A 21,441-nucleotide genomic window follows, 5' to 3' on the forward strand; every position below is an offset into this window, starting at 1 on the left:
GCCTCCCGGCCTGTCAGCTTGATTTCAGCACATAGCGCGCCGCGCCGACGCTGGCCCACATGGCTACACGCGCCATGTACGCGCCAAACAGCATGCCGAGCGACTCAGGGATGCCGGACAGTGAACATAGTTGAAGAACAGCCAAGGGAATCGCGGACCAACTGGCCTGGGCCGAGGCTATCAGCTGATTGACCAGCTCAGTTACGCCGGTGAAGACCAACGCCGTGAAGCCAAGCGCAATGATGGCCTTGACGACCAGGGGGCCGATCAGGGCCAGTAACCAAGCGGCAAGCTGTGTCATGATTTCAACCCCTGCATAAAGATAATCGCTGTTGCAGCAGCAGCGCAGGCCAGGAACAGCGGACGCACCTTCGTCATCAGGTCGCACATCGGCGTGAAGGTAATCAGGCGCGGCCCGTACATATCAAAGGTGATCGGTCCCGGACAGGATGCGGAGGAAGCGAAGGGAAGCGGCGTGAAGGTAACAGGCACGTTCTGACGCGGGATGACTTCGGCAACGGGCGGCACATCCAGTTCAGCGCACCCTGCCCTGCGCGGATTGTCCTGGCATGCGTTGCGCATGGCCTTGATATCGGCGGCAATCGCTTGCTGCGTCGGCTCGCGGTTGTAATCCGTTGGAAGATTGACGGTGGCCGGAACGACTGGCGGCACATTCAAATTGGAGTTTTCCGTCGTTGTCGTCGTTGTCGGCGGGTTAGAGGTGGATTGGCCTGTGTTATTCGTTACCGTGGTGGTCGTCACGTTTTGCATATTGTAGGTAATGCTCGTGGAGGTGCTGGTACCCGCTAGCGTCGGCGTGATCGTGGTTTTTTCTTGTGTGGTCTTGGTCTGCGGTACGCCGCTTGCATCGGTGTAATTTTGCACGGAGGTGGTGGTCTGCGGCGTAGTGACGGGTGGCGCACTCATCGTGGTTTGTGACGTGGACGGCATCATTACATCGACAGGCACGCTAGGCTTGCCATTGGCGCGTGCGATTTCATTGACGGCTTCCGCCGCATCCCAAGCCCGTTTAGCAGCAGCCGCACCAGTTGTTGGCGAGGCAAAGGCTTCGGCAAGTTTCTCGTCAATATCGGCATCGGTAGCAGGTGCGGAACCCGTTTGGTTGACACAGCCGAGTGGCGACAAAACAGCGCCAGAAGGGCAAACGACGTTATCGGGTTTAACTTGAGGGACATACGTGTTGTTAAAACCGACCTCAACACAAAAGGTTCCGAGGCTAGCAACAACCGCTTTAAAGAAGCGAGGAACCCCGAATGAGGAGACTTTCGCGCCATAAGCATCGCAAATAGCGGCTGGAGAGGCGCCGGTCACATATTCTCCTGAAACAGTGACGAACTGACCACTTACAGGTGCGACAACTGTGTTTTGCGCAACTTTGCATAAAAAATCTGGTGGAGGGCAAGGCGCCAGGCCGGAATCTTTCACAACGTTGTAGATTTCCCATGCGGTGAGTGCCAACCCTACTGGGCCAGACAATCCACGTGCCAGCTTAAACGCACGGCCCGCAGCGATTGCAACATTTGGTTTGGTAATCAAGGTACTCAAAGAAACAGGAATCTTGATATGGACGCCATTTTTAACGGCAATGGCAACGCCGCTGGCGTTCACCGAAACGCCAGCACTTGATCCTGATGTGGAGCCATTTGCGACGGCAAAGCCAGTCTGTCCTGCTGGAAAATATGCGGAATATGGTCCGGCCACATTGTTGGGAGGGAGCAAGACCGTGCCTTGCGCATGTGCTGGCGGAATCCACAGCGCCAGTAACGACAAGGCAACAATACAAAGAATTTGAATTGTTTTCATTTCTCAGCCCTTGACCATTCTATGAACGAATGAATTTTGTAAGCGCTCCAACAAAGAACAACGGCCGTCAGGACTGCCCCAAACACTTGCACACCAGCGCTAATTACTGAATCGTTCTGGCATGGTGGGAAATCGATATGGTGTACGGCAGATACGGTATTCGCTGCAGCGCCGTTAACTGGTGTGGTGGTAATGCGGAGCATCAAGCCACCATCTTGCGTGGCCGATGTACAACTGGCCGATTGAATCCCGCTACCGTCAGCAAGCACGATGGTAGCGGGTGGAAAGGCTGCACAGGCGGCAACCGCAGCATCCGCTGTACTAGCGTAACACCACGGGCCGACCTGGTAGGCCATGTTATGCGCCCGCTTTCTTGCTGATGAACGAATACACCTTGGTCACGCCAAAAATGGCAACGCTCAGGGCGATCAGCGCACCGATCACGGCGAGAATTGCCGTTTGCGCTTCGGAAATGCCCAAAGTCATGGAGGTGGTATCGATCGGCGCCGCAAACACTGGCGCAGCCAGCGTAGCGACCGTCAGTGCAGGAACAACCGTTTTCAGCGACAGGTGTTTCTTCAACATGATGACTCCCCTTCTATACCGGAGATCGCCGGCGCGATTCGGCAAAATGCCGTAAAACAAGTTGATTAGGTGGCGGCCGCCGGCGCGCTCGATGCATGACGATGCGATGACCGTTGCGGTTCCTCTTTGATTGCTTCGATGGAGAACACTTCGGCGCCCACGCGTTTGTCCCGGGAAATGGCCACGTCGAATTCCACTTCATACGTGCCTGGCACAGTGTCTTTAAATTTTTCAGGGAGCAGCAGCTCACCAACGAGGGGTTCAACGAGATTGGTGGTGCGATTGATCTTGTGCACGATGCACTGTGCCATCCGCATGTCGTAATCGTTGCCCGTTTTTTTGGAACGGCCAGCAACTTGAGTGATGTGCAGGATTTGGATGGTGTGTTTCATGGTTTGCCCCTTTTTCGCCCGCTAGAGCGATTGATGAAAAGCCGGATTGGCGTGAGAAGTCAGAAGTAACCGAACTGCTACCGAGGAAGCTTGATAGCGGGAAAGCTCATCAATCACAGCATCAAGCTTTGCTATCTCTGCAATTTGCAGATCAATTTGGTGCGTGAGGTTTGCTGGCAGCAAAGGAAGAAGAGCAAGCTGCTCCTGCCCTTCGGCACGGCGCGACAGGAGCGCCAAAATGGATTCGTTCACAGCGTCATCACTCAGGACAAATTGGCTAGCCATGCTGCCCCCGATTTCGCCCACTAGAGCGATTTGAAACGTCTACGAATGTGCTAGGATGAAGAAGCGTACTAACCGAAAAGCTATACCGGATGTACTAATACACGTTAGTACTCCGAACGGAATAACTGAAATGGATAATATCTATGAAATATTCTGACTTGATAGAGATGGCACTAAAGGGGCGTTCCGTCAATTCCATGGCGAGAACGTGGGGCGTACCGCAGCCAACTTTAGCGCGGTATATGCAGGGCAATAGATTGCCTGACTATGATCTTGCCCTAAAGATTGCAATCGAGGCTGGCGTGGAGCCTGGGGAAGCCTTCATTGCTCTAGCCGAAGAGCAACGAAATTTGAAATCGAAGAACTTTAAGTTACAGGGAGGTTTTGTACAAATCATCCCCCTCCTCTCTATGGCAATAGGCACTGCAACTATGCTAGTTCTTTATATTATGTAAAATTGACGATGAGGAGTGATGTGTAATTGCTTTGATAGCGCGGCTATCATCGCTCGATTTGGGTGCTGGATCATTTGGATGCTGGATCCTTAGTGAATCGTCTCCAACCCGTTTCCGTCACGTTTTCCTGTACTGAACCGAGCAAGTCTGCCGCAGATAGCGTCGGACGGCAATGCGTGAGATACATTGTTTCAGGTCAACCACAGCGGTGTTTACACGAGTCTCGGCCGACCCGCGAATAAAGATCAGTCCACGATCCACTGCACCGTCTGCAGCATGTTGTCGCACATGACCAGAACCTCCACGTCGCCGTCATTAATCGGGCCCCAGTGTCCGCGTCGTTGGCGTAGTCCAAGTGCTGCTATCTCGATCGCGAAGGCCGGGCACTGTTTGCTGTGCGCTTGGAACGCGATCCCGTTGATCCCTGTTCCGACGTTTTTTGCGGCCTCGGGATCGCAGTGCACTTGGTCGCTAAAGATATCGAGTAACAAGGTCGACGCCGCGTAGCGCTCAATGATCGGGCCATAACTGGCCGCATCGTCATGCAGCATCAAGTCATAGCTGCTCTGGAAAAGGCCTGCCTCTGCTGTATTGCTGGTCGCGCTCTCGACGTAACGCCCTTCGCAATGCTTGCCGCTCGATTCCCTCATTCCCAGGCCGATCAGCAGCACGAACAAAGCACGCAGCGTGGTTGCCGGATCCTCGCCGGTGGCAATTCCAGCGGCGGCGAACTGGTCCTTGTAGTAAGCAAGGGCATCATGCTTAGCGTCACCAGGAGGACGGGCCATCGATTGCACCACCGGATCAGTGGAGAGGCGCTGATAAACATGCGCGTAGCCCACCGCCATGCCGCGTAGATACGCCAGCGGCGCCCTGCCGCGCCCTATCCAGGAATACTGCCGCAACTCAGTCAAACGGTCCACTGAATTGATTATCACGTGGGCGGTAGTGGGGTCGACTCCCAATTCAGAGGTACTGCTTGCCGCCAACATCGGTGCGCGTAGAAAATATTCTGTGCGGGTCCGCTCTCCAGGGCCGACGTTGCGCGTATGCAGGTTGCTTTCCTGATTGTCCGCCACCAGTACCGTGTCTGAACTCACCAGCTGGGCCACCAGATAAAGATGGTCAGCACCGACAGGCAACGTGTTATCGACGGTTACGCCGACGTCGCCGGGTACCTGCTGGCCTACAGCAATCATGGTCCAGCCTCGTTTTTTGAGTTTTCGCACCAAGTTGCCAGCACCAGATTCCATGCCCAGCTCGATACCACTGCCATCGAGCAGCGCAGACAGGGTCGCAGCGCAACCAAGTTCAAGTGGCGTCTGTGCCGTGGCCAGGCCTAGGTATTTCGCCGCGCGGGTCAGCGCGGGTGTCAGGGCGGAACGCAGCATCTGAAGGTTGCCGTCTCCCGGCACCAGTTTCTGCACCATTTCGTAATCCATATTATGGCCCCTCCGCAGCCGTAATTGGTGTCGCACCTGTCAATACACACGACTGGATTTCAACCGACGTTACCTTTTTCTGGGCCTCGGCAGCCTCCAAGGCTACTGCAGGGGGCGTTGTTGTCTGAGTCGGCCCGGGATCGGAGGCAACTGTACCGCTTCCATTCTCTGCAACCATCGGCTGCAGCATACTGGTCAACTTCAGGGCGGACTCAGCCGATTGAAGCTTTTCATTGGCGCGTGAGATGCCGTCGCGCGCTGCCGCCCGCTGCGCCTCATTTACCGCCTGTTTTAGCTTGCGCTCCCATCTGTCCTTGTCCTTGCGTGCCAACTCCCGTTTCGCATTCAACGTTGTCTGATCAGCAGGCACCTGGCGGGGCGATATTACGGTGCCCGCTTGAATTGGCCCCGGTATAATATTGGCTTTCGTGAGCTTGGCATCTGCCGTCTGCTTGAGCGTGTGGTAGCTTTTGTTAAGCGATACGATCTGGGATACATCAGGGACAGTCGGGGTGAGCGTAAGCAAACCGGTGCGCAGTTCCATTTGCACCTTCATTGACGCCAACGTCGCGGTCTTGATAGTGTCGGCGTCGGCATTTACCCAGGCAGCAGCCTGAGCCGACTGCCTGACATTGTCGTATGCGCTCACAACCGCCCATAAGCACCCAGCCTTTTCCGCGGCCTTCAGGTATGCGATGGTTTGGGAATTGAGGGAATAGCGTGAACCTACCACGGACGAGCCGCCTCCAATCAGAGCGCCCACGGCTGCCGTGGGTACAGACTTGGCCAGACCGCCGATCATGCCAAGCACTGCGCCGCCAGTGGTCCAGTCGCTTTGATTGAATACGCCGCGCTGAGCATCCTCGGCCAGCTTCAAGTACCACAGTTGCTGCAGTTGCAGTTGATTGCGGCTCTCAGCCACCGTTCGAGGGGATCCAAACGGTCCGCTCGCAGTCGCGTTCAAAGCGGTTCCCTGCGCTTGTGTAGGCAGGTGAAAAATCGGATAGGAATCCGGTGGTGCAAACGCGCAACCAGAAAGAAGGAATAAAGTTGACACGGTTGCCATTGAACGCATGTTTTTCTCCAAGTCTTTACAAGAAGACTACACTTGATGTGTTTGCTGAGCAATGAAAAGAAAATATCGACTCCAGCTGTCGCTTCTTAGCCTTCCCCGATGACCGATTGCTGCATCGCGCGCCTATGCATTGCTCCGGAAAGTGACTACCAAGGTAAGAGGCGACACCATCGTGTATCCGCGTTTAGCGCGGGAAGAATCGATTAGTGTGCTTGGCGCAGCAGTGCGAGTAGATGAGGTATAGGAGCGGTTTAGGTCACCGAACTACGACACGCCCTGGATGAAACGCCGTTGCAGTTGACGGTGATAGCGATGCGTCGGCCAGTCGGCGCGCCAACGGGACAGTGCACGCAGCGAAGGTATCATGCGTCCAATAACTGGAAAGCACCCGGACGAGCAGCCACCCTCCCCTGGTCTGCCTTCGAATACCCGCCACCCGCAGCCGCCTTGTATCAATTCTTACTGGCAATACCCATGCTTTCCATGACCCTGGCGGCATTGTCCTTGCAGTCCACATCCTCCGGTTTTGCATCGATCAATTGAATCAACGACAAAAGATGGGCCTTGTTTTGCGCCAGGCGTACTTCCAGCGATTCGATATCGGCTATCTTCTTCTTGAGCGCAGCCATCAATTCATCATGTTTCCATGATGAACTGTCCTCTGGCAAGACTTGCTTGATTTCGTCGAGAGAAAAGCCCGCCTGCTGCGCGTCGCTGATAATCGACAGTACCGCCACCGCTTCCAGCGGATAGTCGCGGTAGCCGTTCGATTGGCGGCTCACGGCTTTCAACAAGCCCTTGGATTCGTAGAAGCGTATCGTGGACGCCGCCAAGCCGCTGCGCTTGGCCAATTCGCCAATTTTCATTATTTTTCCCGCTGAAGTTGTAGTTTGTTATTCCGTAAAGCCTTGAGCAGAGCTTGCGCCACTTCCTTGCTGGAACCAGGGTTCTGGCCGGTGACGAGGCGGCCGTCCGTCAGCACGAAGCTGCCAAACGGGAAAAAGCCTTTGGCATACAGCGCCCCTTTGCTCTCTACCTCGCTTTGCAAAAGGTAGGGAACCTGGTCCTTAATGCCGGCAAGCGATTCTTCCAAGTTGGAAAATCCTGTCACGCTGCGCCCTTTTATCAGTGGCTCGCCCTTCTCGTCCTCCAGATCCAGCAAGCCAGCGGCGCCATGGCACACGGAGGAAACGACGCCGCCGTTGCGGTAGATGGCCTCGGCAATGCGTTTGAGGTCCTTGTTGCCCTTGAAATCCCACATCGTTCCATGGCCGCCCGTGTAGAAAACAGCCCCATAGGCAGCGGGATCGATGTCGGCCGCAGCTTTTGTCGATTGCAGCAATGCCATGAAAGCAGGATCACTCAGGTGACTTTTTGCTGCCTCATCCATGTACAGCCATCCCTGGCTGCGTTCATCCAGCGGCACCACACCGCCGCTGGGACTGACGAAGTCGATGCCATACCCGGCTTCCTTCAGCACATCATACACATGCGTCAATTCCGTGAGCCACAGCCCCGTATGGTCGTTTCTGCTCGGATATCGGGAATGATTGGTCATGACTATCAGCACTTTTTCCATGGCCGGATCGCGCATGGGCGACACCGGTTCAGCAGCAACCATCTGCAGGAACAGCAAGGGCATGGCAGCCAGGAGCAGTTTCTTGAAAACAGACACGGGATCGTCCTCCGAATAGTTGAGTAGTCTGGGCCATGTCCGCCGAACACAGCGTGATCAACTATAAGCTTAAAGCCAACTTGAATGTCAAGCGGCAGATCGGCTGCCACGGGATTTTTGTGGTTCAAGGGGAACGGCCCTTCTTCCAACCAGTGTCCCGAACGCGACAGTGCGATTTTTTTTCATTTCAGGGCTTGACCTTCAAGTTAGCTTAAAGCTTATCGTGAGGCTATCGCAACCTTGGAGATCAGCATGAAACCCTTTACCGCACTGACATTGCCCAATGGGACAGTCATTCCGAACCGCCTTGCCAAAGCCGCCATGGAAGAAAACATGGCTGACCAGGACCACGCGCCGTCAAAAGAACTGATCCGCCTGTACCAGTCGTGGGCGGACGGCGGCGTTGGCCTGATGATCACCGGAAACGTGATGATCGACCGCCGCGCCATGACGGGCCCCGGAGGCGTGGTGCTTGAGTCCGAGCAATTTGGCGCCCGCTTCGAGCAATGGTCCCGCACCGCACGGTCACGCGGGGCGCAGATCTGGATGCAGATCAACCATCCAGGGCGCCAGATGCCCGCCGCCCTGGGGCAGGAAACCATCGCGCCTTCTCCTGTTCCTATGGATATGGGCAACTTTTCCAGGCAATTTTCGGCGCCGCGCGAGATGACGGAGGCCGATATTGCCGACGTGAAGCAGCGCTTTGTCAACAGCGCCCGGTTGGCTGAGCGGTTTGGCTTTACGGGCGTGCAAATCCATGCGGCGCACGGTTACCTGATCAGCCAATTCCTCTCCCCGCTGACCAATCAACGCACGGACCGCTGGGGCGGATCGCTGGAAAACCGGGCGCGCTTGCTGGTCGACGTCGTCAACGGGGTGCGGCAAGCCGTCGGCAAGGGCTTTGCCGTCGCGGTGAAGCTCAATTCGGCGGATTTCCAGAAAGGCGGCTTCAGTTCGGAAGATGCGAAGGAAGTCGTATCCATGCTCAACACCTTGGGCGTGGACTTGATTGAGTTGTCCGGCGGCAGTTATGAAGCGCCTGCCATGCATGGCCAGACCCGCGATGGCCGCACGCTGGCCCGCGAAGCCTATTTCCTGGAGTTCGCCAAGGAGATCGCCACGGTGGCCAGCATGCCCCTCATGGTGACGGGCGGCATACGCCGCTACCAGGTGGTCGAGCAAGTGCTCGACAGCGGCATCGCCATGGCCGGCATGGGAACGGCGCTGGCGATCGATCCGCAGTTGCCCAAGGCATGGCGCGCCGATCCATCGGCGAGCCCCCTGCTCAGGGCCATCACCTGGAAAAACAAGGTGCTGTCGTCCATCGCGTATATGGCGATGGTCAAGTACCAGCTGCGGCGCCTGAGCCAGGGCAAGCATACCAGGCCCCAGGTGGCGCCTGCCCTGGCGCTGCTGATACAGCAATGGGAAACCGCCATCAGGAACCGCCAGTATCGCCGCAGGATGAATAGCGGGATTTGAACTGAATTTTTCCACATCCAACATTGAAGGTGCAAGCCATGAACATGAAAATTGCCGCGGCAGTCGCCGCCTCAGTATCGACATTGATGCTGAGTCTAGCCGCAAACCCGGCGCGGGCCGAAACTCCTGCCGAAAACACGCCCGTCATCATCGATATCGCCGGCCATGCCGTCCCCGTGGCGGCTGGCGGCCTGTACGAGCGCTTCCGCTCGAATCTGCCCTTATCGGTCATTGCGTCGGAAGCGCCGGACCTTGATCTGAGCTGGTTCAAGGGCATGCAGAAAGAAAAGGTCGACATCGGCTTTGCCTCGTATTCGCCGAATTTCTATTACAAGAACCGCAAGATCACGGCGGTATTTACGGCCGACCTTGCCCGCTTGAAGGAATTGATGCCGGAAGACATATTGAAGGCAGTCCAGCCGCTGCAAGTGTGGCCAGGCCGGGGGGCCGTGGCGTTGACGGCCTACGCCTATGAATACTGCGACAACGACAGCTACAATGAAATTTCATTGGCGATTGTGACCAACAAGCCCGGCACTACCAGTTTTGGCCCCTTGACCTTGCTGGGCCAATCGCTGTCCCATGATTTCTGGGGCTATGTGCTCAAGCTTCCCGTGAACACGGAACTGGCCAGGGTGCGTGGCGTGGTTGGCTACAACTTGCCCAAGTGGCTGACCGGTATCGACATACAGGAAACTGAAGCAAGCGTTTCCTTTGCCGTCACGGACAGCGCGACGGGCAAGCTGGATTTTGTTTTCGAAGGAAAGAAACTGGGCGACCTGTCGCACGAGGCCGAAGTCGTGAGCAACAGCTTCACCAACAAGGATGGCGCCGGCAAGCTGACGTATGGCTATGCCGTTTCCCGCCTGCTGAGCCATGCATCGAGCACGCGCGCGGAATCGGTCGACCTGAAACTGGGCGACGGCAGTTTTTCCACGTATATCAAATCATTGAAGCTGGGGAAGATGATGAGCTATGAATACGTGCCGGCCTTCCAGAATGCGCTGTATGCCCCGCAGCCGCTGGCAACCCTCGGAGCCGGCAAGTGATTGGCTAAACAGCCGCCAGCGAAAAAGCACCGTTCCAGGTGCTTTTTTTATCGCCTCTCCTCCCGGCATATGTTGATGTAGATCAATCAATTTTCCTATTGTGTGCAGCAGAATATGAGCATTCGCAAGCCTCTGTTGAACAGACCATGGCAGAGCGCCTGCGTCCTGCATTTGCCACTACATAAGGAATAACATGATCCCCACCACCATGAAAGCCGCCGTTGTCGAACAGCTGGGTCAACCGCTGGTGCTGCGCGACGTCGCCGTGCCGGTGCCCGGCCCCGGCCAGATCCTCGTCAAGACGGAAGCGTGCGGCGTGTGCCACACGGACTTGCATGCGGCGCGCGGCGACTGGCCCGTCAAGCCGACGCCGCCGTTCATTCCCGGCCACGAAGGCATCGGCCTCGTGGTGGCCGTGGGCACGGGCGTGACGGAAGTGCAGCTGGGCGACCGGGTCGGCGTGCCCTGGCTGTATTCGGCTTGCGGCCATTGCGAACATTGCCTGGCAGCCTGGGAAACCGTGTGCGCCGAGGCGCAGTTCGGCGGCTACACCAAGAATGGCGGCTTTGCCGAATACATCCTGGCCGACCCGCGCTACGTCGCGCACATTCCGGCCGGCTTGTCCGCCGTGCAGGCGGCGCCCATCATCTGCGCCGGCGTGACCAGTTACAAGGGCATCAAGGAAACGGGCGCGCGGCCGGGCCAGTGGCTGGCCGTGTCCGGCATCGGCGGACTGGGCCACCTGGCCATCGAATATGCGGTGGCCATGGGCTTGCGCGTGGCGGCCGTCGACATCGATGAAGGCAAGCTGGAGCACGCGCGCGCCCTGGGCGCCGAAGTGACCATCAATGCGCGCCAGGGCGACCCGGTTGCGGCCTTGCGCGAAGCGACCGGGGGCGGCGCCCACGGCGTGCTGATCACGGCGCCGTCGATCGATGCCTTCCAGCAAGGCGTGGCGATGACGCGCAAGCGCGGCACCTGCGTATTGGTCGGCTTGCCGCCGGGTGACTTCCCGACGCCGCTGTTCGACGTGGTCGCCAATTGCGTGACGATACGCGGCTCTTTTGTGGGCACGCGCCAGGACATGGCCGAGGCGCTCGCCTTCGCCGCCACCGGCAAGGTCAAGGCCGGCGTGGAATTGCAGCCGCTGTCGGCCATCAACGAGATCTTCAGCCGGCTGGAACATGGCCAGGTTGCCTCGCGCGTGGTGCTCGATTTCAGCGGCAGCTGAGCGGCACGCCACCGGCAGGCTGCGCGGTGTGTCGTGCGACGGCAATGAGATTGATGTTGCTATGATGGCATTTCCTAAAAGACACACCGAGGATACACCGATGAAGAAATCCCTCTCCCGCCTGCTGGCCTGCGCCGCCCTCGCCTGGTCGTTTTCGGCCAGCGCGGCCGAGCCGGCCCCGGCTACGCTGCCCGGACACTATTACCTGCAAGGCGTCATGGAAACGGGCTCCGAACTGCTGCTGAAAAAGGACGGCACCTTCGAATGGATGCTCAGTTATGGCAATACCGACGAGCAAGCCAGCGGCGAGTGGCGCGTTGCCGGCGACCTGGTGACCCTGGAGGCGGGCAACGGCGGCAAGGAGCCGCAGTTTCGCGTGTTCGAGGAAGCGGAAATGCGCATCCAGAAACCCGCCGAAGCGGGCGTGTGGGTGGCCATCGTCGGCTACCCCCAAGTGGGGCCGATGCCCGGCGTGGAAGTGAAGTTCGAAGCGCAAAGCGGCAAGACGGCCACGGCCGTCAGCGTGGCGAACGGCGACGCCATCGTCCGCATGCCGGCGTCGGAACGCTGGGTGCGCGCCGGCTTGCGCCGCCAGGGATCGAAGGCCGACTATCAATGGCTGGCCGTGCCGGCCGCGCGCGCGCAGGAACGCATCGCCGCGTTCGCCGTCACCGATCCCCAGTGGTTGCGGGGCCAGGCGTTCCAGAAGCTGGCCTTGCGCGTCGTCAAGGGCGGCCTGAAGGTCGACGATGCGGACAACGGACTGGCCAGGGGCCTGTACGCGAAAGCGGCATCGAAGCAATAACCTTCCCCCCTCGTTTCATTCTCCATGCACGCCGTCCTGGTCAAGCATATTGACCAGGATAGCGCTGTTTGCGCCCGCGCACGCCCGTGCGCCGTTGACACCCCGCACTGTCTGTCCTATAGTCGCCGGGTTAACGACAAATGAGAATGAGAATGAGAATCATGTTCAGTTCTATTAAGAAATGGCTCGTGTGCTATCCGCTCGTGGCGGTCAGCCTGTTGCTGGCAGGAAGCGCGCAAGCGCAAGTGGCCGACCAGGGCGCCGGCGCCAAGCAGTTGTGGCAATTGATTGATTATGTTGCCGTCGATTACAGCGGCGCCGTCGAGCACGGCAAAGTGGTCAGCGAAGCGGAATACGCGGAAATGCTCGATTTCACGGACAACGCGACGACGCAGATCGCCGCCCTGCCCGCCCACGCTTCCAAGGCGGCCATTGCCGCCGCCATCGCCGACCTGCGCGCGGCCGTCGTCGCCAAGGCGGACGGCGTGGAAGTCAAGCGCCTGGCGCACCACGCGAACGGCTTGCTGATTGCCGCCTACCCGATTCCCGTGGCGCCGAAAGTGCTGCCCAACCTGGCGCGCGGCGCGGCCCTGTACGCGGCCCAGTGCGCGTCTTGCCACGGCGTGGCCGGCGGCGGCGACGGTCCGCTGGCGGCCAGCCTGGAACCGAAGCCGATCGCCTTCACGGATGGCGAACGAGCGCAGTCGCGCAGCCTGATGGCGCTGTACCAGGTCATTTCGCAAGGCGTGTCCGGCACCTCGATGGCCAGTTTCGGCCAGTTGTCCGACAACGAGCGCTGGGACCTGGCGTTCTATATCGGCGGCATGTCGCACGACGCGGCGGCAAGCGCGCGCGGCGAAAAGCTGTGGCAGGACGATCCGCGTAGCAAAAAACTGTACGCCGACCTGGCTGCCGTGACGACGCTGACGCAGGAAGCGGCCGCCGCCAAGCTGGGCGCGGACGAAGCCCAGGCGCTGACGGCCTACCTGCGCAGCCACCCGGACAAGGCCGAGGCGCACAAGCCGGCCGGCCTGGCCCTGTCGCGCTTGCGCCTGGCGGAAAGCCTGGCGGCCATGCACGCGGGCGACCGCGCGGGCGCCACGCGCCTGGGCCTGTCGGCCTACCTGGACGGCTTCGAACCGATCGAGCCGATGGTCGGCGCGCGCAACAAGTCCTTGCTGCTGGCCGTGGAAAACGCCATGCTGGCTTACCGTTCCGCCGTGGCCAAGGGCACGGTGGCCGAGGCCGAGGCGGCGGGAGAAAAGCTGCAGCAACTGTTTACCCACGTGGAAGCGGAGCTGGGCGACGCCAAGGCCGAGCCGATGACGACCTTTATCGGCGCCCTGACGATCCTGCTGCGCGAAGGCGTGGAAGCGCTGCTGATCGTGATCGGCATCATCGCCTTCCTGCGCAAGGCCAAGCGCAACGATGTGCTGCCCTACGTGCATGCGGGCTGGGCCAGCGCGCTGGTGGCAGGCGGCCTGACATGGGTGGCGGCAACGTATCTGGTGACCATCAGCGGCGCCAGCCGTGAAGTGAGCGAAGGACTCGGTTCCGTGTTTGCGGCCCTGGTCTTGCTCAGCGTGGGCTTGTGGATGCACCAGAAGAGCAGCGCCGGGCGCTGGCAGGAATACCTGCACGAAAAACTCACGGCGGCGATGTCGCGGCGCTCCGCCTGGGGCCTGTTCGCCCTGGCCTTCATCGCCGTCTACCGCGAAGTCTTTGAAACCGTGCTGTTCTATTCCGCCCTGGCGGCGGACGGCAATGGCGGCGCCCTGCTGGGCGGCTTCCTCGTGGCCATCGTGCTGCTGGTGGTGATCGCCTGGGCCTTGCTGCGCACGAGCGCCCGCATGCCGATCGGCAAATTCTTCTCGTGGACGTCTGCCTTCGTGGCCGTGCTGGCCGTGATTTTGATGGGCAAAGGCGTGGCCGCGCTGCAGGAAGCGGGCTGGGTCGGCGTCACCCCCGTCGATTTCATGCGTATCGACTTGCTGGGCATCCTGCCGACCCTGGAAACCTTGCTGGCGCAGGCTGCCATCCTGGCCATCATCGTCGCCGGCTATGGCTGGAACCGTTTCTCGGCAGGCAAGCACAAGCTGGCCTGACCCTGTGACGCCCTGCAGTAACTGAAAGCCCCCGGTAGCTGCCTGCAGCTATCGGGGGCTTTTACATTACGGCTGCTTATCGCGTCACTGCCCCTGCGGATGTGGCGGCGCTGTGCACTTGCACCCCTGCCAGCCAGGTTTCCTCCACCACGATGTCGCGCAGCTTGCGCACGTTCTCGTCCAGCGGGTCTTGCGCCAGGATCACCAGGTCGGCCCGCTTGCCGGCTTCCAGCGAGCCCACCAGATGATCCATGTGGCAATGCCAGGCGGCATCGAGCGTGACGGCGCGCAATCCCGCCATGCGGCTGATGCGCTCGTCCGGATTCAGCACCTCTTTCCCTGGCGCACCTTCCATGGTACGGAACACCGCCTGCTCCATCATGCGCAAGGGGCCCAGCGGCGAGACGAAATGGTCAGAGTGCAAGCTGATGTGCATGCCCGCATTCAATGCCGAGTGGCAACGGTCCAGCAACTGGGCCCGCTCCTGTCCAAAAATGGTCTGCTGGAAGGTGTGTCCCCAATAGCCGACGTGGCCGATGAGGAAACTGGGGTTCAGCTGCAGTGTCGCCATTTTCGTGATGGCCTCATCATTCAGCAGCGAGGCATGCTCGACGCGCAGGCGCAGCTGGCGCCGCTTTTGCGCTTCCTCTTCGCTAATGCCGCCTGGCCGTGGCGTCAGTACCTTGTCGTAGCTGTGCAGCACATATTCCACCGCTTTGTCGCCGTTGGCATGGACCAGCACGGGCCAGCCGCGCCCCACCGCCTTGTCCAGCATGCGGGAAAACACGGACGTGTCGGGGTAATTGCTCAAGCCGGTGGGCGGCACCTCAGGTATCGAATGTTCATCCGAGCAGGCATAGGGCTGGCTCTGATAACCGGTCAAGCCCTGGTTGGAGCCGTCCGCGATCAGCTTGATCGCCTTGATGCTGAAACGCTGGTCGCCGTGATTGTCCAGGTCCGGCTTGTAATGATCGAGCCAATTGTCCAGTGCTTTTTCGTCGGGTTTGGTGAACAGCGCCGCACCGATGCGCACGGGACCGAGATGGGCCGCCAGCTTGAGCAAACCGATTTCCACCAGCGGCGCATCGGTGGCGCCCAGGCCCGCGTCGAAGACGCTGGTAAAGCCCATGGCCGAGGCGTTGTCCAGCACCTGCTTCAGGCACGTTATAAATTCCGGCAGCTTGGGCAGCGGCGCAACCAGCAGCGCCTTGGCGATCCTGATTTCGGTCAGCACGCCGGAAGGGCTGTCTTCGATGTTCGCCGCCTTCAGTGCCGCGGTATTGAGATAGGCCAGGTGGCCGGACGAGTTCATCAGCAGGATGGGCACCGTGCTGCTCAGCTTATCGAGCTCGCTGGCGGTGATGTCTTCCCACGACTGCATCAGCGAGGGATCGACGCCGAAGCCCAGCACCCAAGGGTTGCCTTTCTTGTCTTTCGGCAGCTGATCCGGCTGCCCCAGCGCCGCGCCGATTCGCCAACTGATGCTCTTGAAACTGTATTCCGGATCCAGTTCCTGCTGCCGGGGTGCGCTCAGGAACGGCGTGAGCGACAGCCAGCTCTTGTACAGCGCGCTGGGCAGGATGTGCATATGGGGTTCGACGAAGCCCGGCAGCAAGGTGCGGCCGTCCAGGTCCACCTCGCTTGCCTGATGCGGCTGCATGGCCTGGCGCACCTCGTGCAGCGTGCCGGTGGCAATGATGGTGCCGCCGGCGATACCCAGCGCCGCCACCTGGTCGCTGCCATCCGCGGCCATGGTATGAATGTTACCGTTATGGAAAATCGTCGCTTGCGGCGTCAGTTTCTGGGCGTGCTGGGGATATGCCTGCTGGAACGCCGCGTCCAGTTCGCCGCTGAGTGCGGTTCCCGTCAACAGGCCGCTTGTCAGCGTAGGCAGGTGAGGCAGGTGAGGCAGGTTGCAGCAGGCGCAACCGAGGTGGTCATGGCTCATGCAGATTCCTATCAGAGGTTAATGATTTAAATCAATGAAGTCATCCTTTATTCCGGCTCGAATATGCCCAACAACAGAATATCGGGAAAACGCGACGCCTGGACTGGCTTGCTTTTTGCCAGTAACTTCTTCGAAGCATAACGAATTGCCGATCAAAAAAACTCAAACATTGTCACGTCAATGTAAATGGCGGAGCGGCTGCTTTCCATTCCTTGCCTTGGATTTATTTTCCGCAATGCCCCATATAGTTTCCTTGAGGTAAATATATGGCAATTTATCAACGCGTGACAATTGAATAGTAATTTTTTTAAAAATCCAACTATATTCAGCATTGCAGTGATGACACCGGCCGCCCGGATTCCGGCCGCATCCGCAATAGCCCATCCATTGAACGCAGCACCAACGAAAGCTTACCGATGAAAATTCAACGCGCAACAACCTGGTCGCTTGGTCTTATCGTGGCAGGCGCCCTGTTCTCTTCCCAAGCCTATGCGGCAAAAATCCCCGATTGCGGCAAAAGGGAACCCAGCAAAACCCTGCCCACCCCGCAAAATAGCGAATACGACGCATACCGCAACGCGAAAACGAGCGCGGTGGCGGGCGGTCCGGGCAATACCGTCTTCAATAATAATGAAAAGCGTCTCCCTGCCGCCGGCAAGGACGAGATTTATTATGAATATTATCTGGGTATCGGCGGCGATGGCGGAGCAGGTTCGCATCGCGCGGTATTGCTCGTGCAGACTCCGGCGGGCAAACGCAAGCTGGTGGAACGCTATTACACGCAAGACCACTATGCTTCCTTTTGCAGCCTGAAGAATTAATCGTTCTTTATTAATTTCCAGCGTGATTCAAGCGGCTCAGGTAAATACCTGGTGCCGCTTGAAATACCCGCATATCAGGCTCGATATTCAACTGTGCTGACTGCGCCCATTTAATGGATATTAACGTAGGTCCGCAAAACAGGCTTTGATCTACAACAACTCATCAAGCGTGCATGCGGGAACCGCCCACTTGCGTATATGATGCCGCCTGGACAAGATGAAATGGAAAGGCTGGCGGCGGGAATGACAACGATCACCGGGCGATTGCAGGAATGCGGCATCGATGCGGCGCAGGCAGACGCCCTCGCGCAAGATATTCAACACAAGAAATATGGTCCCTTGCTGCAGCAGTTGCTGCTGCGCGGCCTGTGGTCCAACGTCGTCGACGAGTCCATGCCGCAGCCGCTGTGGCTGGAACGCTGGCGCGAACTGGGAGAATCAGGCTTTCCCTTCATCAACTCCCCTGCCCTGCAGCGCCTGCTGGACGCGGGCGTCGACGTGCACGACCTGACGGACGTCGTGCGTTCCGCGCAGGTATTGACGATCTATAACATCGCCCAGTTGGTCGACGAGCCTTGCGGCGACCTCGGTTACGACGTCGCCGATGCCCCCGACGTGCAACTGGCGTATGTGGATGAGGCCGGCACGCCGCACCAGCCCGGCAGCCTGCATGATGCGCTGGAAGAAAACGACCCGGCGGGCCGCCACGGCCAGCCCCGTACACTGGAACTGCGCCAGTTCGGCGGCTTGCCGGGCGAATTGCAGAGAGAAATCAAGGACTTGCTGGCGCAAAAAGCGTGGTCGCAGGCGGCCGCCCTGTGGAAGCGCGCCGCGGGCGGCGAGCTCAAGCACTGCCTGGCGACGGTGCAGAGTCTGGCGCGCCAGCTGTAGCGGCGGTGACAGCCTGCGTTACCAGTAGCCGAGCACTTTCCACCAGGTGGTGCCCACGACGGCAAAGATCAGCAGTTCCACCACGCACATGATGAAACCGACGCGCCACCAGTTGCCCATGGTCACGAAGCCGCTGCCGAAGATGATGGGCGACGTGCCCGTCGCATAGTGGGTCAGTGTCATCATGATGGCCGAGCCGGCCGTCATCATCAGCATGAACGGCACGTGGTATTCGGCCGGGATCAGGTGCAGACCCACCGTCAGGAAGGCCAGCAGCATGGCGCTGATGTGGGCCGTCGTGCTGGCAAAGAAGTAATGCGAGAAGACAAAGACCAGCACGAGGACGCCGGCGATCGGCAGCCAGTCCATGCCGCTGGCGATAATCGCCGCCTTCATGCCGGCCGAGAACCAGGCGATCACGCCCGTCTTGTTCAATTGCTCGGCCATCATGACGAGCGCGCCGAACCACACGAGGGTATCCCAGGCGCTCTTTTCCGACAGCACGTCATCCCAGTCGATGGTGCCGGTAATGATCAGCACGAACAAGCCGACAAAGGCGACGACCGTGGCATCGAGCGAAAACGCGGGACCGAACAGCATGGCTGGGACGTTGGCCCACAGCAAGAGCAGCAAGGCGAAGGTGCCCAGCATGACTTTTTCCGACGGTGACAGCGGGCCCATGCTTTTCAGTTCCGCCTTGGCATAGGTGACGGCGTCGGGCGTGGCTTTCAGTTCCGGCGGCGACAGCCAGTAGATGATCAACGGCATCGCCAGCAGGCAGACCAGGCCCGGCAGCAGCATGCACAGGGCCCAGGTCGTCCATGTCAGGTGGAAAGCCTGGCCGCTGGCCTTGGCCACGAAGTCGACCACCAGCGGGTTCGGCGCCGTGGCCGTCAGGAACATGGCCGACGTGATCGGGTTGGCGTGATAGTTGACGAGAGCCAGATAGGTGCCCACCTTCTTTTCCGTGCCCTTGGCCGGGTCCGAATCGAAGGCGTTGGCGATCGATTTCATGACGGGGTGGACGATGCCGCCGCCGCGCGCCGTGTTACTTGGCGTAAACGGTGCCAGCACCAGTTCGCAAATCGCCAGGCCATAGCCGATGCCCATGGTGCGCTTGCCCAGCAGCGAGATGAACAGCAAGCCGATGCGGCTGCCCAATCCCGTCTTTTTCAAGCCGCGCGAAATCAGGATCGCCACGACGATCAGCCAGATCAGGGGATTCGAAAAACTGCTGAGCGCATCCGTGATGGCGCCCTTGGACGAGGTCGACGTCACTTGCGACAAGGACACGATGACGATGGCCATCATCGCCATCACGCCGATCGGCATGACTTTCAGGATGATCGCCAAAATCGTGGTGAGGAAGATCGCCACCAGGCCCCAGGCCTTGGGCGTCAAGCCATCCGGCGCCGGCAGCAATAGCATGCTCACCAGCAAGGCCGTGCAAATCAGGGCGGGGACGAGGCGGAATGGGACGGCTTCCTTGAAATGCAGGAACATGTCGCGCACTGTTTTATACATCTTTATTACCTTTCGCTGTGGGTCAGGCATCCTCGCGGTCGGAATCGTGCACGCAGATTCATGGGCTGGAAGGCGCACAAACCACGCGCCCGCAAGATGGCAGATGCCCAACAATTCTGTTCGGCAATATCATACACGCAAGGTTGGTGCGGCCCCTGCCCTGCAACGCCGCCCGCCTCAACTAACTTTCAAATCGTTGATCTGGGCGCGGCCCTAAGACCAGACCAGGGGTCCTGCTCACTTTTTCTTGGCAGTCGAGCCGCATGCCGTCAAGGCGTCCGCCGTCCCGGCCCGCGCAACCTCCCCTGCCCCTTCAACGATCTGAAGTTCAACACGGCGGCCTTGCTCGAAACAGGCACGCTGCTTGATCGCCTCCTTGATCTCGCCACAGCCGCCCATGTTATCGCGATCAAGGCGCACATCGATCAATGCATCCATTTTTTTAATTAGTCCGTCGTCTACCAATTGATGGAAAACTGTGCAGGCTCTTTTATGGGCCAATACAAAATTCCCCTCCATTTTACGAGGCATGGGATCGGCGAATCCCACAATAATAATTTTTTTCGGCAAGTCATTTTTTGACGCATGTATAAATTTATCAACGAAAGACTTTGAGATAAGCCACTGACCATTATCGAGAGTATACTTCTCAGAATCAAAATATATTCTATTTGCCAATTCCCCACATGCTTTATGCTCTCCTCCCCTTGAAACCTTAATGCCTGCACTGTCCAGCTCAATCCGCACCATATTTTCGCCATCAAAACCTTTTCCCTTCAATTCGACATAACTACGAAGACCGATGCCGTGCCACAAAACACGCATATTGCTGATCGAGTAGCTTTCGCTATCAAACCTGCAGCTATGCAGCAATACGCCCTTGGCATCCGCTGCAGCCTGCATTATCGAAAAATTCGCTTTATTGACGACCAATACAGAATCGGATCGCAGACCAAGGCCGCTCATTACATAATTAAAACTTTGTTTTCCCGCTAATAATGGAATATAAGCAAATAGGACGCCCACCATGATACAAGCATAAGCTCTACGATAACGGTCGGGATTAGCCGTAAGTGGGCCGGGAGGAACGGGCGGTACAGGGGGCGCCGGCGGGGAAAGCGGCAAGGATGTGGAGAACATCGAAATTCCCAGACTCAAAAACATGCCTGAAAATAAAATAACTGTCGCTATACTCACGAAGCCCATAAATCCACCCTGATGGGCAGGTTTGATCAGTGCAGCAGTAGTTCCCAATGCCAGCGTGGAAATAATTAGTGGAACAACATTCATTGAAGCAAGCCAGGCATCCTCCGTCAAATCATAGGCAAGATGCCAATAAATAAAAATCAAACATGAAGCTGCAACAAGAAGTGCAATCCCGTGTTTCCCGCTATCCGCGGATGAATTCACCACACCATCTATTGCCAAAAATGAAGCAAACGCCATCAACAACGATATGCCACCAAGGCCGATCAAATATTCATTTTTCTTTAAAATCCCGGATGGTAGTGTTTTTTGCGTGGACCAGGGAACAAAGGGGAAAAAACCCATGATGACCGAAAGCGCTCCGATACAGGAAAAGGCGAGCATGACAAAAATAAACAATAATGTATCGCCTACACTCAAACCCGATGGAAAGAATTCAATCACAAAGAAACAATATATAAAAACCACAATCAGACCAAAAGTTGAGCTGAATCCGGCAAATAAAGTGCTCATTGTTTTAAATCGGTCCGCCCTGAGGTTTTCAATCTCGGCTATTTGCTTCTCTTCAGCCAGTGTCATAATATCAAGCGATTGGTTAACGTTTTAATATTATAGTGCAACTTTCTTTCCTGGCGCCAATAAATTT

The 21,441-nt window shown here is 58.1% G+C and carries 20 protein-coding genes; 8 read left to right on the top strand and 12 right to left on the bottom strand.

Annotation, left to right across the window (positions count from 1 at the left end; translation table 11 throughout):
• Window positions 1–13: 13 nt before the first annotated feature.
• The 5 genes from O0881_RS02415 to O0881_RS02435 form a co-directional block, all read right to left on the bottom strand.
• Complete coding sequence (locus O0881_RS02415) at window positions 14–301, bottom strand: DUF2523 domain-containing protein (RefSeq protein ID WP_289909952.1); 288 nt, start codon at window positions 299–301, stop codon at window positions 14–16.
• Window positions 298–1,824 carry a virulence factor TspB C-terminal domain-related protein gene (locus O0881_RS02420; RefSeq protein ID WP_289909954.1) on the bottom strand — a complete coding sequence of 509 codons (1,527 nt, stop codon included), beginning with the start codon at window positions 1,822–1,824 and terminating at the stop codon, window positions 298–300. Before O0881_RS02420 ends, O0881_RS02415 begins: the two co-directional genes overlap by 4 nt.
• Window positions 1,825–2,181: 357 nt before the next feature.
• On the bottom strand, window positions 2,182–2,409 hold the full coding sequence (locus O0881_RS02425; protein WP_289909955.1) for a major capsid protein: 228 nt from the start codon (window positions 2,407–2,409) through the stop codon (window positions 2,182–2,184).
• Between the two features lie 65 nt (window positions 2,410–2,474).
• Window positions 2,475–2,801, bottom strand: a complete 327-nt coding sequence (locus O0881_RS02430; RefSeq protein ID WP_289909958.1) for a hypothetical protein — start codon at window positions 2,799–2,801, stop codon at window positions 2,475–2,477.
• A gap of 21 nt (window positions 2,802–2,822) precedes the next feature.
• On the bottom strand, window positions 2,823–3,086 hold the full coding sequence (locus tag O0881_RS02435; RefSeq protein WP_289909959.1) for a hypothetical protein: 264 nt from the start codon (window positions 3,084–3,086) through the stop codon (window positions 2,823–2,825).
• A gap of 143 nt (window positions 3,087–3,229) precedes the next feature.
• Here O0881_RS02435 and O0881_RS02440 point away from each other — a divergent pair, with 143 nt between their 5' ends.
• Window positions 3,230–3,541 (top strand): helix-turn-helix transcriptional regulator, encoded by a 312-nt coding sequence (locus tag O0881_RS02440; RefSeq protein WP_289909962.1) that lies wholly within the window; start codon window positions 3,230–3,232, stop codon window positions 3,539–3,541.
• 245 nt (window positions 3,542–3,786) lie between these two features.
• Here O0881_RS02440 and O0881_RS02445 read toward each other — a convergent pair whose 3' ends face one another.
• From O0881_RS02445 to O0881_RS02460, 4 genes are all read right to left on the bottom strand, one after another.
• Window positions 3,787–4,983, bottom strand: coding sequence for a hypothetical protein (locus O0881_RS02445; protein ID WP_289909963.1), 1,197 nt, complete (start codon window positions 4,981–4,983; stop codon window positions 3,787–3,789).
• Between the two features lies 1 nt (window position 4,984).
• Window positions 4,985–6,058, bottom strand: a complete 1,074-nt coding sequence (locus O0881_RS02450) for a hypothetical protein (RefSeq protein ID WP_289909965.1) — start codon at window positions 6,056–6,058, stop codon at window positions 4,985–4,987.
• A gap of 452 nt (window positions 6,059–6,510) precedes the next feature.
• Entirely contained in the window at window positions 6,511–6,909 is a 399-nt protein-coding gene (locus O0881_RS02455) for a MerR family transcriptional regulator (protein WP_289909966.1), read from the bottom strand.
• 14 nt (window positions 6,910–6,923) lie between these two features.
• A complete protein-coding gene (locus O0881_RS02460) occupies window positions 6,924–7,733 on the bottom strand; it encodes a type 1 glutamine amidotransferase domain-containing protein (RefSeq protein ID WP_289909968.1) in 810 nt (269 codons plus the stop codon).
• 252 nt (window positions 7,734–7,985) lie between these two features.
• Between O0881_RS02460 and O0881_RS02465 the strand changes: the two genes are divergently transcribed.
• The 5 genes from O0881_RS02465 to O0881_RS02485 all read left to right on the top strand — a co-directional run bounded on the left by O0881_RS02465 (window position 7,986) and on the right by O0881_RS02485 (window position 14,405).
• A complete protein-coding gene (locus O0881_RS02465) occupies window positions 7,986–9,215 on the top strand; it encodes an NADH:flavin oxidoreductase/NADH oxidase family protein (protein ID WP_289909969.1) in 1,230 nt (409 codons plus the stop codon).
• A gap of 38 nt (window positions 9,216–9,253) precedes the next feature.
• On the top strand, window positions 9,254–10,264 hold the full coding sequence (locus O0881_RS02470) for an acetoacetate decarboxylase (ADC) (protein WP_289909972.1): 1,011 nt from the start codon (window positions 9,254–9,256) through the stop codon (window positions 10,262–10,264).
• A 196-nt stretch (window positions 10,265–10,460) separates the two neighbouring features.
• On the top strand, window positions 10,461–11,495 hold the full coding sequence (locus tag O0881_RS02475) for a zinc-dependent alcohol dehydrogenase (protein WP_251349216.1): 1,035 nt from the start codon (window positions 10,461–10,463) through the stop codon (window positions 11,493–11,495).
• A 100-nt stretch (window positions 11,496–11,595) separates the two neighbouring features.
• Complete coding sequence (locus O0881_RS02480; RefSeq protein WP_289909973.1) at window positions 11,596–12,300, top strand: hypothetical protein; 705 nt, start codon at window positions 11,596–11,598, stop codon at window positions 12,298–12,300.
• A 161-nt stretch (window positions 12,301–12,461) separates the two neighbouring features.
• On the top strand, window positions 12,462–14,405 hold the full coding sequence (locus O0881_RS02485) for a cytochrome c/FTR1 family iron permease (protein WP_289909975.1): 1,944 nt from the start codon (window positions 12,462–12,464) through the stop codon (window positions 14,403–14,405).
• 76 nt (window positions 14,406–14,481) lie between these two features.
• On the opposite strand, the gene O0881_RS02490 is transcribed toward O0881_RS02485, so the two are convergent.
• Window positions 14,482–16,275: an amidohydrolase gene (locus O0881_RS02490; RefSeq protein WP_289909977.1), complete on the bottom strand. Its 1,794-nt coding sequence runs from the start codon at window positions 16,273–16,275 to the stop codon at window positions 14,482–14,484.
• A gap of 494 nt (window positions 16,276–16,769) precedes the next feature.
• On the opposite strand from O0881_RS02490, the gene O0881_RS02495 reads away from it, so the two are divergent.
• Entirely contained in the window at window positions 16,770–17,174 is a 405-nt protein-coding gene (locus O0881_RS02495) for a ribonuclease domain-containing protein (protein WP_099667959.1), read from the top strand.
• Between the two features lie 243 nt (window positions 17,175–17,417).
• Complete coding sequence (locus O0881_RS02500) at window positions 17,418–18,065, top strand: hypothetical protein (protein WP_289909978.1); 648 nt, start codon at window positions 17,418–17,420, stop codon at window positions 18,063–18,065.
• An 18-nt stretch (window positions 18,066–18,083) separates the two neighbouring features.
• Here the strand turns inward: O0881_RS02500 and O0881_RS02505 are convergent, their stop codons facing one another.
• Window positions 18,084–19,589: an anion permease gene (locus O0881_RS02505; protein ID WP_289909979.1), complete on the bottom strand. Its 1,506-nt coding sequence runs from the start codon at window positions 19,587–19,589 to the stop codon at window positions 18,084–18,086.
• Window positions 19,590–19,826: 237 nt separating this feature from the next.
• On the bottom strand, window positions 19,827–21,374 hold the full coding sequence (locus tag O0881_RS02510; RefSeq protein WP_289909981.1) for a hypothetical protein: 1,548 nt from the start codon (window positions 21,372–21,374) through the stop codon (window positions 19,827–19,829).
• Window positions 21,375–21,441: the final 67 nt, after the last annotated feature.

The organism is Janthinobacterium sp. SUN100 (assembly GCF_030397705.1).
Lineage (GTDB): Bacteria > Pseudomonadota > Gammaproteobacteria > Burkholderiales > Burkholderiaceae_D > Janthinobacterium > Janthinobacterium kumbetense.

Excerpts from the sequence above, each read along its gene's own strand:
- O0881_RS02415 (WP_289909952.1), bottom strand. The coding sequence starts at position 301 with ATGACACAGCTTGCCGCTTGGTTACTGGCCCTGATCGGCCCCCTGGTC.
- O0881_RS02420 (WP_289909954.1), bottom strand. The coding sequence starts at position 1,824 with ATGAAAACAATTCAAATTCTTTGTATTGTTGCCTTGTCGTTACTGGCG.
- O0881_RS02425 (WP_289909955.1), bottom strand. The coding sequence starts at position 2,409 with ATGTTGAAGAAACACCTGTCGCTGAAAACGGTTGTTCCTGCACTGACG.
- O0881_RS02430 (WP_289909958.1), bottom strand. The coding sequence starts at position 2,801 with ATGAAACACACCATCCAAATCCTGCACATCACTCAAGTTGCTGGCCGT.
- O0881_RS02435 (WP_289909959.1), bottom strand. The coding sequence starts at position 3,086 with ATGGCTAGCCAATTTGTCCTGAGTGATGACGCTGTGAACGAATCCATT.
- O0881_RS02440 (WP_289909962.1), top strand. The coding sequence starts at position 3,230 with ATGAAATATTCTGACTTGATAGAGATGGCACTAAAGGGGCGTTCCGTC.
- O0881_RS02445 (WP_289909963.1), bottom strand. The coding sequence starts at position 4,983 with ATGGATTACGAAATGGTGCAGAAACTGGTGCCGGGAGACGGCAACCTT.
- O0881_RS02450 (WP_289909965.1), bottom strand. The coding sequence starts at position 6,058 with ATGCGTTCAATGGCAACCGTGTCAACTTTATTCCTTCTTTCTGGTTGC.
- O0881_RS02465 (WP_289909969.1), top strand. The coding sequence starts at position 7,986 with ATGAAACCCTTTACCGCACTGACATTGCCCAATGGGACAGTCATTCCG.
- O0881_RS02470 (WP_289909972.1), top strand. The coding sequence starts at position 9,254 with ATGAACATGAAAATTGCCGCGGCAGTCGCCGCCTCAGTATCGACATTG.
- O0881_RS02480 (WP_289909973.1), top strand. The coding sequence starts at position 11,596 with ATGAAGAAATCCCTCTCCCGCCTGCTGGCCTGCGCCGCCCTCGCCTGG.
- O0881_RS02485 (WP_289909975.1), top strand. The coding sequence starts at position 12,462 with ATGTTCAGTTCTATTAAGAAATGGCTCGTGTGCTATCCGCTCGTGGCG.
- O0881_RS02495 (WP_099667959.1), top strand. The coding sequence starts at position 16,770 with ATGAAAATTCAACGCGCAACAACCTGGTCGCTTGGTCTTATCGTGGCA.
- O0881_RS02500 (WP_289909978.1), top strand. The coding sequence starts at position 17,418 with ATGACAACGATCACCGGGCGATTGCAGGAATGCGGCATCGATGCGGCG.
- O0881_RS02505 (WP_289909979.1), bottom strand. The coding sequence starts at position 19,589 with ATGTATAAAACAGTGCGCGACATGTTCCTGCATTTCAAGGAAGCCGTC.
- O0881_RS02510 (WP_289909981.1), bottom strand. The coding sequence starts at position 21,374 with ATGACACTGGCTGAAGAGAAGCAAATAGCCGAGATTGAAAACCTCAGG.